Annotated in this window: 10 protein-coding genes; 7 read left to right on the top strand and 3 right to left on the bottom strand. The window is 71.7% G+C overall.

The features are described from left to right. Together H7I41_RS00805 and upp are read left to right on the top strand one after the other, a co-directional pair. Positions 1–635: DUF1688 family protein (locus tag H7I41_RS00805; RefSeq protein WP_264010645.1), on the top strand; the 635-nt coding region annotated here is incomplete at its 5' end. 1 nt (position 636) lies between these two features. Beyond that, a complete protein-coding gene (upp, locus tag H7I41_RS00800) occupies positions 637–1266 on the top strand; it encodes a uracil phosphoribosyltransferase (RefSeq protein ID WP_264010644.1) in 630 nt (209 codons plus the stop codon). 10 nt (positions 1267–1276) lie between these two features. Here upp and H7I41_RS00795 read toward each other — a convergent pair whose 3' ends face one another. Then, entirely contained in the window at positions 1277–1663 is a 387-nt protein-coding gene (locus H7I41_RS00795; RefSeq protein WP_264010643.1) for an STAS domain-containing protein, read from the bottom strand. A gap of 257 nt (positions 1664–1920) precedes the next feature. Between H7I41_RS00795 and H7I41_RS00790 the strand changes: the two genes are divergently transcribed. Together H7I41_RS00790 and H7I41_RS00785 are read left to right on the top strand one after the other, a co-directional pair. Next, positions 1921–2799 carry a LysR family transcriptional regulator gene (locus H7I41_RS00790; protein WP_264010642.1) on the top strand — a complete coding sequence of 293 codons (879 nt, stop codon included), beginning with the start codon at positions 1921–1923 and terminating at the stop codon, positions 2797–2799. 72 nt (positions 2800–2871) lie between these two features. Next, positions 2872–4083 (top strand): MFS transporter, encoded by a 1212-nt coding sequence (locus H7I41_RS00785; protein ID WP_264010641.1) that lies wholly within the window; start codon positions 2872–2874, stop codon positions 4081–4083. 7 nt (positions 4084–4090) lie between these two features. Here the strand turns inward: H7I41_RS00785 and hrpA are convergent, their stop codons facing one another. Beyond that, positions 4091–8053 (bottom strand): ATP-dependent RNA helicase HrpA, encoded by a 3963-nt coding sequence (gene hrpA, locus H7I41_RS00780; protein ID WP_264010640.1) that lies wholly within the window; start codon positions 8051–8053, stop codon positions 4091–4093. Positions 8054–8107: 54 nt separating this feature from the next. Here hrpA and H7I41_RS00775 point away from each other — a divergent pair, with 54 nt between their 5' ends. Both H7I41_RS00775 and H7I41_RS00770 read left to right on the top strand, forming a co-directional pair. Next, positions 8108–8917 carry a helix-turn-helix transcriptional regulator gene (locus H7I41_RS00775; RefSeq protein WP_264010639.1) on the top strand — a complete coding sequence of 270 codons (810 nt, stop codon included), beginning with the start codon at positions 8108–8110 and terminating at the stop codon, positions 8915–8917. A 55-nt stretch (positions 8918–8972) separates the two neighbouring features. Beyond that, positions 8973–9737, top strand: coding sequence for a glucose 1-dehydrogenase (locus H7I41_RS00770; protein ID WP_264010638.1), 765 nt, complete (start codon positions 8973–8975; stop codon positions 9735–9737). A 3-nt stretch (positions 9738–9740) separates the two neighbouring features. Here the strand turns inward: H7I41_RS00770 and H7I41_RS00765 are convergent, their stop codons facing one another. Further along, entirely contained in the window at positions 9741–10919 is a 1179-nt protein-coding gene (locus tag H7I41_RS00765; protein WP_264010637.1) for an NAD(P)/FAD-dependent oxidoreductase, read from the bottom strand. Between the two features lie 200 nt (positions 10920–11119). Here H7I41_RS00765 and H7I41_RS00760 point away from each other — a divergent pair, with 200 nt between their 5' ends. Next, the gene (locus H7I41_RS00760; protein WP_276008130.1) at positions 11120–11539 is read left to right on the top strand and encodes a Fur family transcriptional regulator; all 420 of its coding nucleotides are present in this window, start codon (positions 11120–11122) and stop codon (positions 11537–11539) included. Positions 11540–11560: the final 21 nt, after the last annotated feature.

Below are 11560 nucleotides of genomic sequence, written 5' to 3'. Positions count from 1 at the left end.
GTGCTGCGCTGGCGGCCCGGCCGGACGTGTTCGGTCCGCAGGGCCGCCCCGGCGGGCTCTTCGACGCGCTGGCCGCGGCCGACGGACGGCTCTCGGCCCCGGCGCTGCTGGCGCAACTGTTGACCACCATGGCGCCGATCTGGCCCGCGGACAACGTGATCGGAGCCGAGCGGCTCGGCGACTGCTGGCGCCACGACGCGGTCCCCGGGCCGGGCCTGACCGCGGGTTGGGTGCCGTTCCACAAGCTGTCACAGTGGCTGACCTATTCGCTGCTCGAGCCGTTCGAGTGGGCAGGGGTGCGGGCCGACGACGTCGGCGCGCTGACCGGGCTGCCCGAGTACCGCAACGGCGGCCTGCTGCTCGACACCGGCGTCCTGCATCTGCGCGACGCGGCGTGGACCACGCAGACGTGGCGGCCCGGCGACGAACTGGTCGTCGAATGGCGTGCGCTGACCGTGGCACTGCTCGACGACCTGGCGCCGCTGGTGCGCTCGGAACTCGGCGTGGGCGCGCAGGATCTGCCGCTGGCGTGCATCCTCGAGGGCGGCACCTGGGCGACCGGCAGGGCGCTCGCGGGCCGGCTGCGCGGGGGGCTGCCACCATTGACGGTCAGCAGCGACGGGACGGTGTTCTGACATGGCCGGGGTCCATCTCGTCGAGCACCCGCTGGTGCAGCACAAGCTCACACTGATGCGCCGGAAGGAGGCGTCCACGAACAGCTTCCGCCGTCTGCTGCAGGAGATCTCGGCGCTGATGGCCTATGAGGTGCTCCGGGACATGCCGATGCACGACATCGAGATCGAGACGCCGCTGGAGACGATGACCAGCCGGGTGATCGACGGGAAGAAGCTCGTCTTCGTGTCGATCCTGCGTGCGGGCACCGGCATCCTGGACGGCATGCTGACCGTCGTGCCTGCGGCGCGGGTCGGCCACATCGGCCTGTACCGGGATCCGAAAACGCTTGTCGCCATCGAGTATTACTTCAAGATGCCGGGCGACCTCGACGAGCGCGACGTGGTGGTGGTCGATCCGATGCTGGCCACCGGACACTCGGCGGTGGCCGCGGTGGAGCGGCTCAAGGAGTGCTCGCCGCGCTCGATCAAGTTCGTCTGCCTGCTCACCTGCCCCGAGGGGATCGAGGCGCTGCAGGACGCCCACCCCGATGTGCCGATCTACACGGCAGCGATCGATCGCCGGCTCGACGAGCACGGGTACATCGTTCCCGGTCTCGGCGACGCCGGCGATCGCATGTTCGGCACCAAGTAGCGCGCGGAACTCAGGCGGCGGTGAGGCCCATCAGCGCGTCGTCGACGGTGGAGAAGAGCGCCAGGTCGTCGTTGAGGCCGAGCACCGTGATGGGCCGGCTGGTGACCGGTCCGGCGGCGACCACTCCGAACGCGGCGGCGGCGGAGCCCCAGCGGGCGGCCAGCAGCGAGTTGATGCCTGCGGCGGCCAGGAAGCGGACGCCGGTGAGATCGACGATCACCCCGCCCGCCGGCTTCTTGCTGCAGGCCATCTCGATGGCGGTGGTCAGCTCTGTGGCGGTGCGCATGTCGACACACCCGCCGACGTTGATGACGATCGCGGAGCCCAGCTGGGCCTCGGTGAGTTCGATTCCTGGAAGCGTTGTGATGGTGCTCGAGATAGAGATGTGTCCGTCCATGAGGGATTCCTCGGACTTCCCGGCGCATTCAGCGCCTTGATGGCGTCGTCTCGACGCCCGGTACTGCAGAGGGCTACGTCCCAACCCGATGCAAGGTCATTCGTGGGAGTTCCACAGGTCGTCGGCCGCGAGGGCCGGGTGACCGCTGCACCCCACGCTACGGCAATCGGCATCCACAAGCCAGGGGCGCGTCAATATCCGGTGATGAGCCCTCCTACCAGCCACGATCGTCGTTTGGGCGTCGTATCGTCTGATTTGTGAACCTCGACGAGCTGCACTGGTTCGTGGTCCTGGCGCAGACCCAGCACATGACCGATGCGGCCGCCGAGCTGCGGATCACCCAGCCCACGCTGTCGCGGGCCCTGGCCCGCCTGGAGGAGCGGGTCGGCACCCAGCTGTTCGACCGGGTGAACCGGCGGCTGCGCCTCAACGTGTACGGCGAGATCATGCTCGAACACGCGCAGCGCAGCATCGCCGAGATCACCTCGGCCACCGATCGGATCGCGGCCCTGCGCGATCCCGAGGGCGGCACCGTGCGGCTGGCGTTCCTGCACTCGCTGGCGAGCTGGTTCGTCCCCGATCTGCTCGGCCGGTTCCGCACCGAGGCGCCGCGGGTGCGGATGCTCCTGCGCCAGGCCGCGGCCTACGACATCGCCGAATACCTGGGCGGCGGTCAGGTCGACCTGGCGATCACCGCACCACGACCGGAGAACGGCGAATTCGGCTGGCATCAGCTCCATGTCGAGCGACTGTGCCTCGTCGTCCCGCGCGATCACCGGTTCGCCGGGCGGCGCAGGATCCGGCTGGCCGAGGCGGCGGGCGAACCGATCGTCGCGCTGGGCGAACAGTTCGCGCTGCGCGCGTTGACCGACCAGTTGTGGGCGGCCGACGGCGTCAGTCCCCGGGTGGTCTTCGAGGCGATCGAGGTGCCCACGGTGGAGGGACTGGTGGCCGCGGGCCTCGGGGTGGCCGTCGTGCCGATGCCGGCGCCGCCCCGCGGCGAACCGGCCGCCGCGTACATCCCGCTGACGAACCCGCACGCCCGGCGGTCAGTGGGCCTCGCGTGGCACGCGGCGCGGCCGATGTCTCCTGCGGCGCGCCGGTTCGCCGCGTTCCTCGGCGCCGCCGTCGAATGATGCGTGTGTCGTATCACCGTGCGTCGTTGCATGCATTGGACACATTGATTCGCCGTTCATAGCGTTTCCCGGGTGACCGCCACCGTCGAAGCGCTCGATCTCGACCGGAATGGACACGCGCGCGGCACCCGGGCCTACCGCCGCGCCCTGGCGGCGCTGTTCTGCGCGGGCCTGGCCTCCTTCGCCCAGCTCTACGCGCCGCAGGCGGTGCTGCCGCAGGTCTCCGCCGAACTGGGCGTCACGGCGTCGCGGGCCGCGCTGCTGATCTCCGTCGCCACCATCGGCCTCGCGGTCGGCGTCATCCCCTGGTCACTGGTCTCCGACCGGATCGGCCGGGTCAGGGCGATGTCGGGCGCGGTGGTCGCCGCGACGCTGCTCGGCCTGGTGACGCCGTTCGCGCCGACCATGCCGCTGCTGCTGACCGGACGCTTCCTTGAGGGTCTGATGGTGGGTGCGGTGCCCGTCGTCGCGCTCACCTACCTCACCGAGGAGATCGACCCGCGCGACGCCGCCCGCGCCGCGGGCACCTACGTGGCGGGCACCACGATCGGCGGGCTCACCGGCCGCCTGCTGGCCGGGCCCGTCGCCGACGCCACGACGTGGCGGCTCGGGATCTTCTCGGTGTCGGTGCTCTGCGCCGTCGCGGCCGTGGCGTTCATCGCGCTGATCCCGGCGCAGCGCGGCTTCATGGTCGGGCAGGCAGCCGGCCGTGGATGCGGCCTGCTGCGCCGGCTGGCCGTCAATCTGCGCTCGCCCCAACAGCTCACGCTGTTCGCCGTCGCGTTCGTGCTCACCGGCGGCTTCGTCGCGCTCTACAACTTCCTCGGCTTCCGGCTGTCCGCGCCGCCGTTCGGCCTTCCGCACACGGTGATCAGCCTGGTGTTCGTGGCCTACCTGGCCGGCACCTGGTCGTCGGCCCGATCCGGAGCGGCCGCATCACGATTCGGCCGCAAGCCGGTGCTGCTCGCGGCGGCCGCGGTGATGGCGGCGGGTGTGGCCGCGACGCTGGCCACCCACGTGGTCGTGGTGCTTGCCGGCCTGGTGGTCGCGACCGCGGGCTTCTTCGGCGTGCACGCGATCGCCTCGGGGTGGGCCGCAAGGGCGGCCACCGTCGGCCGGGCGCAGGCCGCGTCGCTGTACAACTTGGCGTACTACGCCGGTTCGAGCGTGTTCGGGTGGCTGGGCGGGGTCATGCTCGACGGCTTCGGCTGGACAGGGGTCGCGACGATGATCCTCGCGCTCACCGCCGTAGCGGCCGTGGCCGCCGCCGTCGTGCTCAGATGAGTCGTGCTCAGATGAGGGCGTCGATCGCCCGGTGGATCCGCTGCTCGCTGACGGGGCGGGGAGTGCCGAGCTGCTGTGCCCACAGGCTGACCCGCAACTCCTGGATCTGCCGCGCGACGTCGCGAACATCGGTGCCCGCCGCCCGGCCGGGGGCGAGTGCGCGCAGCACCTCGTCGTAGGCCTGCTGCACCGCGTGCACCCTGGCCATCCGCTCGCGGTCGGCGTTCAGCGCGTGCGGCAGCCGCTCGAGTCGCCTGCCGATGGCCGTCAGGTAGCGGGTCAGGTCGCTCAGGTGGGCGGCGCCGGTGGCGGCGACGAAACCGCGCGGCAGCAGGCCGGCCAGCTGGTCGCGGATGTCGGCTATCGAGTCCGCCTGCGCCGCCGACGGTGTCCGCGGCAGTGCCAGTTCCACGTCGTGCGCCGCGGCCAGCACCTTCTGCACGCGGCCGACGACGTCGAGCGTGGTCGGCACCAGCGCGCCGGCCACCCGGTCGCGCAGCGCGGCGAACTCGGCCCGCGTCCACACCGGGACGGGCGCCAGCGCGGCGACGGCGGCATCGGCACAGTCCTCGATCAGCGCCTGCAGTGAGCCGTCGGGATTGGCGCCGAGCACCAGCCGGGTGCGGGTGTCCAGAGCGCGTTCCACGGCCTTGGCCGGTGACGGCGCCGAGAGCCTCAGCAGCCGGCGCACGCCGGGTGTCATCGCGGCGCCCTGCTCGGCCGCCGTGGCCAGCACCCGCACGTCCACCGCGGCGCCGGCGTCGACCAGCGCCGGGTATCCGCGCACCGTCCGGCCGCCGACGGTGCGTTCGACCGTGCGCGGCAGCTCGTCGAGGTCGTCGGGCCAGCCGCGCAGCCCACTGCGTTCGAGGTCGCCGGCGACTGCCTCGGCGACGGCCCGGCGCGTCGACCCGGCCAGCTTCTCCTGCAGCGCGTCGAGGTTCTTGCCGCGGGCCACCTCGGCGCCGTCGGCGTCCTCGACGGCGAACGTCACCCTCAGGTGCGCGGGCAGCTTGTCCAGGTCGAACGCGTCGACGGGGACCAGCACCCCGGTCCGGCGGTGCAATTCCCGCTGCAGCGCGTCGAGCAGCGGCTCCGTCCCGGGATCCAGCGTGGCAAGCACGGCGCGTGCGGTGTCGGGTGCGGGGACGAAGTTGCGCCGCAGCGGTTTCGGCAGTGAGCGGATCAGTTCGGTGACCAGTTCCTCGCGGAAGGCCGGCACCTGCCAAGCGAACTGGTCACCGCCGAGGCGGGCCAGCACGTCGACGGGGACGTGCACGGTCACGCCGTCGTCGGGCGCGGTCGGCTCGAAGCGATACGTGAGCGGCAGCGACAGGTCGTCGGCCTCCCAGCGGTCGGGCTGATCAGCCGAGACGTCACTGCGCAGCAGGTCGGCGCGCGTCATGGTGAGAAGGTCGGGGGTCTTGTGCCGCTGCTTCTTCCACCACCCGTCGAAGTGCCGCGCCGACACCACGTCCGCGGGCACCCGGGCGTCGTAGAACGCGAAGATGTCGTCGTCGGTCACCAACAGGTCGCGCCTGCGGGTGCGCTCCTCGAGCTCGGCCAGTTCCTCACGCAGCCGGGCGTTGTCGCGGAAGAAGTGGTGCCGGGTCTGCCACTCGCCGTCGACCAGCGCGTGCCGGATGAACAGCTCGCGCGCCAGTTCCGGATCGTGCCGGGTGTAGTCGACGCGGCGGCGGGCCACCAGCGTCAACCCGTAGAGGGTGACCCGCTCGTAGGCCATCACCGCGCCACGCTGGGCGTCCCAGTGCGGCTCACTGTGGTTGCGCCGCACCCGGTCCCCGGCGATCCGCTCCACCGTCTCCGGCTGGACCCGCGCCGCGATGCGCCCGTACAGCCTGCTGGTCTCCACCAGGTCGGCCACCACGATCCAGCGCGGCGGCTTGCGGGTCAGCACCGAACCCGGGGCCAGGACGAAGCGGGTGTTGCGGGCGCCGAGGTACTCCCGCGACTCCTCCTGGCGCATGCCGACATGGGACAGCAGCCCCGCGAGCAGCGCGGCGTGTACCCGGTCCGGTTCGGCCGGCTCCTTGTCGTCCGATTCGACGATGCCCAGGTCGCGGGCGATGCTCCGCAGCTGCCCGTTGAGGTCCTGCCACTCCCGGATCCGCAGGTAGTGCAGGAACTCGTCGCGGCACATCCTCCGGAAAGAGCTGCCGGACCGCTCCTTTCGCTGCTCGCGCAGGTAGCGCCACAGGTTCAGGTAGCTCATGAAGTCGGACTGCTCGTCGGCGAACCTGGCGTGCTTCTGCCGGGCCGCCTCCTCCCGGTCGGCGGGGCGTTCGCGCGGATCCGGGATGGACAGCGCGGCGGCCAGCACCAGCACCTCGCGCACGCAGCCCTCGGTGTCGGCCTGCAGGATCATCCGGCCGATGCGGGGGTCAAGCGGCAGCCGGGCCAGCCGGCGGCCGACGTCGGTCAGCGCGCCGCCCTCGTCGAAGGCGCCCAGCTCCTGCAGCAGTTGCACGCCGTCGCGGATGCTGCGCGCATCGGGCGGATCCAGGAATGGAAACCGTTCGACATCACCGAGTCCCAGGGCAGACATCTGCAGCAGCACCGCGGCGAGGTTGGTCCGCAGGATCTCGGGGTCGGTGTAGCGGGGCCGCGACGCGAAGTCGTCCTCGGAGTACAGCCGGATGCACACGCCGGGCGCGACGCGTCCCGAGCGGCCGGCCCGTTGCGCGGCCGACGCCTGCGAGATCGGCTCGATCGGCAGCCGCTGCACCTTGGTGCGACGGCTGTAGCGGGAGATGCGCGCCGTGCCGGGGTCGACGACGTATCGCACCCCCGGCACCGTCAGCGACGTCTCGGCGACGTTGGTGGCCAACACGATCCGGCGGTGAGCCGTGCCGATTCCCCGGTCGCTGCGCTCCTGCCCGCCGGTCCTGGGCGTGAACACCTTCTGCTGTTCTGCGGTCGGCAGCCGGGCGTAGAGCGGCAGCACCTCGGTGTGCGGATCGAGTGCGGCCCGCAAGGCCTCGGCGGTGTCGCGGATCTCCCGCTCACCGGACAGGAACACCAGCACGTCGCCCGGCGGTTCGGCCGCGAGCTCGCGCACCGCGTCGACGATCGCCTCGGTCGGGTCACGCAGCTCGGTGCGCACCACCTCGTGGTCGGGATCGTCGGGGTCGTCCCCGTCCGCCGCCGGGACGACGACTTCCAGTGGCCGGTAGCGGATCTCGACGGGGTAGGTGCGCCCGGACACCTCAACGATCGGCGCTGGTATGCCCGCCGCGTCGGCGAAGTGGGCGGCGAACCGCTGCGGCTCGATGGTCGCCGAGGTGACGATCACCTTGAGGTCGGGGCGGCGCGGCAGAAGTTCGCGCAGATAGCCGAGCAGGAAGTCGATGTTGAGGCTGCGCTCGTGGGCCTCGTCGAGGATCAGGGTGTCGTAGCCGAGCAGCCTGCGGTCGCGCTGGATCTCGGCGAGCAGGATGCCGTCGGTCATCAGCTTGACCAGGGTGCGGTCGCTGACCTGGTCGGTGAACCGGACGGTGTAGCCGACGGCGTCGCCGAGCGGGGTGCCGAGTTCGTCGGCGATGCGCTGGGCGACGGTGCGCGCGGCCAGCCGGCGTGGCTGCGTGTGGCCGATGGTGCCCCGCAGGCCGCGGCCGAGTTCCAGGCAGATCTTCGGCAGCTGGGTGGTCTTGCCCGATCCCGTCTCCCCGGCGATCACCACCACCTGGTTCTCGCCGATGGCGGTGGCGATCTCGCCGCGCAGGTCGCTGACGGGCAGGTCGGGGTAGGTGATCGCAGGCACTGCCGCGGCGCGGCCGGCGATGATCGCCTCACCGGCGGTGACCTGCGCGGCGAGCTGCGCCAGACGGTCGGCGTCGACGGGGCCGCGCAGGTTCTTCAGCCTGCGGCCGATCCGCGCCGCGTCCCGGATGGTGAGCCCGTCGAGGCGGGCGCGCAACGCACGCACGTCGTCGCGGGGCTGATCGGACACTCCGACAAGGGTAGGCGGTGGAACGGGGCGGGCCGATCCGGTGTTGTGCCGGGCATGACCACGCGTGATCAGCTCAGTGCCTACCTGCGGTCCCGGCGGGCCCGGCTCTCGCCCGCCGACGTCGGCCTGCCCACGAGCGGGCGTCGTCGCACACCGGGACTGCGCCGCGAGGAGGTCGCCGTCCTCGCCGGTGTCGGGGTGTCCTGGTACACGTGGCTCGAACAGGGCCGCGACATCACCGTGTCGGCAGACGTGCTCGACGCGGTCGCCCGGACGCTGCGCCTCGACCCGCACGAACGGGCGCACCTGTACGTGCTGGCCGGGGCGAACCCGCCGCTGCCCGACCGCAGCGGCGACGCCGTCACCCCGGAGGTGCGCAGGCTGCTCGACACCTGGCCCGCGCCTGCCGTGGTCCGTGATCGGCACTGGCGGCTGCTGGCGTTCAACGGCTGGGCCGAAACGGTTTTCGGTTACCGGGACGCCGATGAGAACTGCCTGGTGACGTTCTTCACCAGCATCCGCTACCGCGACATGCGGATGGACTGGGAGTCGGCAGCGCCTGCCGTGGTTGCCGCCTTTCGTGCCGATGCGGCGCTCTTCCCTGAGGACGGCGAGTTCGGCCGCCTCGTGCAGCGGCTGCGGTCGGTCAGCGCCGAGTTCGCCGAACTGTGGGGACGCCACGACGTCACCGCCCCGGCGCAGACCGTCAAGGCGGTGCGACATCCCGCGGTGGGCGAGCTCTACTTCGACACCACCACACTGCTGGTCGCCGACCACCCGGACTGGCATCTCGAGCTGTCGAACCCACTGCCCGGCACCGACACCCGCGACCGCCTCGACCGGCTGCCCAGCCTGGTGGTGTGAACACCAGGACAACCACGCACTGCCGCGGCGGCCGGATGCCCGCGACGCTGAAGCCATGACTGATTCCCGCTTCGACGACAAGGTCGCGCTGATCACCGGCGGCACCAGCGGCATGGGCCTGGCTACCGCCCGCCTGCTGCTCTCCGAGGGCGCCACCGTGGTCATCACCGGCCGCGACGCCACCCGCCTCGAGACGGCGGCCGAGGGGCTCGTCGGTGGCGCCAGGGTGCTGCCCCTGGTGGCCGACGTCGCCGATCCGGCGGCGCTCGACGCCGTGCGCGCGGTGGTCGGCGAGCGGTTCGGCCGGCTCGACGTGGTGTTCGCCAACGCCGGGACGGCGACGTTCGCCGCCACGGACACCGTCACCGCCGCGGAGTTCGACCGCATCGCCGACACCAACTTCAAGGGCGTGTTCTTCACCGTCGCGCGGACCCTGCCGCTGCTGGCCGACGGCGCGGCGATCGTGATCAACGCCTCGTGGAGCCTGCACCGCGGAATGGCCGGGGCCGCGGTGTATTCGGCCACCAAGGCCGCCGTGCACAACCTCGCCCACACCCTGGCCGCGGAACTGGCGCCGCGCCGGATCCGGGTCAACTCGGTGAGCCCGGGCTACATCGAGACGCCGATGTTCCACGACAACGTGTCGCCCGACGCCCAGCCCGCGGTGCTCGCGGCGATCGCCGCCGGACGATTCGGCACACCGCAGGACGTGGCGTCGGCGGTGGCATTCCTCGCCTCGGCGGAGGCGTCCTACGTCAACGGCGCTGACCTGGTGGTCGACGGCGGGCTCGTCGCCGCGATCCCCGGCGCGATGCGGTAGCGGTCAGCGCCCGGCGGGCGTGCCCCAGTCCTCCCAGAACAGCAGATTCGATCGCAGCCGCGGATGGGCCACCTTGTCGAGCACCTTGACCCCGGCGCCGGCGATCGCCGGCTTGCCGACCACGCGGTGGAAGAACCGGCCGCGCCGGTACTCCCGGCCCCACGCCGCCCGGATCCGCTGGGTGTAGTTGGTGAAGTCGTCCGGCCCGCCGTTGGTCAGCGCGGCGATCGCGCACTCCCCGGCGGCCATCCCCGACTGCAGGGCCTTGGAGATGCCTGCACCCGAGACCGGCCGGGCCGCACCGAGTGCGTCGCCGGCGAACAGGATGCCGGGCCGCCACGGCGGCCACGCGGAGAATCCCATCGGCAACCGCCAGGCCTGCAGCGCCTTCGACCGTTTGAGCTCCTCGACCGGCGGCAGCCGCCACTCGGCGGGCAGCGTCGCCATGAAGGAGCCCAGGAGGTCGGTGGCGTTGATCTCGTGCCAGCGCCGGTAGCTGGTGGCGTAGCCCAGGCCGATGTTGGCCCGGCCCCCGCCGAGCGGGAACACCCACCCGTAGCCGGGCAGCTGATCGCCGTCGAAGGTCAGCTTCAGATGGATGTCGAGGGTGTCGCCGTCCGGGCCCTCGAGCGGCATCTCGGCGCGGATCGCGATCGCGGAGTAGTTCGTGTACGGCGACGTCAGGTTCAGCGCCCGCCGGGTCGGCGAATACGCGCCGTCGGCGGCGATCACCGCGTCGGCCGCGATCTGTTCGCCACCCTTGAGCACCACGCCGGTGACCCTGCCGTCCTCGACGACCGGCGCGGCCACCTCGGCGCCCTGACGCACCTCGGCACCCGTCGAGGCCGCCTTCTCCAGCAGCAGGCCGTCGATCTCGGTACGCCGGGCGACGTAACCGTGGTCGGGCATCCCGGGCCTGCGGGGGAAGCCGAGCTCCCACGCGCTCGGGCTGAAGATCCTCGCGCCGTTGACGCGGTGGAACTTGTCGACGGCGTCGGCCAGCCCCATCTTCTGGATGTAGCTGACGGCGCGTGGCGTCAGCCCGTCGCCGCACGGTTTGTCCCGCGGGAACTCGGCCTTGTCGAGCACCACCACCCGGGCGCCCGTCTGGGCCGCCTGCCATGCCGCGGCCGACCCCGCCGGCCCACCTCCGGCTATCACGATGTCGTATCGCTGCGTCACTGGCTCGTCATCCGTCGTCGTTTCCCCTGGCCACCATCACAATAGGAGGGCGGCGCCGACACCCCACGGTAACCGTCGCGCGGTCACAGTTGCGTAATGCCCGGATTCGCCCGCAGTGAATCCAGCCGGACCGACTCTTGACTGATTCCAGAAAAGCGACAAGACTCGTCACCGTGCCCGCCGCCTCCGAATTCCCGGACATGCTGCGCGCTGCCGCGCTGCGCGTGACGCGGCCCCGGCTGGCCGTGCTGGGCGCGGTGCACGCACTCCCGCACGCCGACACCGACTCGATCATCCGCGCCGTCCGCCACGACCTGCCCGAGGTGTCGCACCAGGCGGTCTACGACTCGCTGAGCGCGCTGACCGCCGTCGGCCTGGTGCGGCGCATCCAGCCCGCCGGGTCGGTGGCGCGCTACGAGTCGCGCGTCGGCGACAACCACCATCACGTGGTGTGCCGCGGCTGTGGCGCCATCGCCGACGTCGACTGCGCCGTCGGCGAAGCGCCCTGCCTCACAGCTTCGGATGACCAGGGTTTCGTCATCGACGAGGCCGAGGTCATCTACTGGGGATTCTGTCCCGACTGTTCCACCGCTCGAGCACACTCCCGATCACACCCGTGATCAGCCCCATCACCCACATGA

The sequence above is a fragment of the [Mycobacterium] manitobense genome, assembly GCF_025821665.1.
GTDB classification, from domain to species: domain Bacteria; phylum Actinomycetota; class Actinomycetes; order Mycobacteriales; family Mycobacteriaceae; genus Mycobacterium; species Mycobacterium arseniciresistens.
This window is presented reverse-complemented; position numbering and strand designations above follow the sequence as displayed.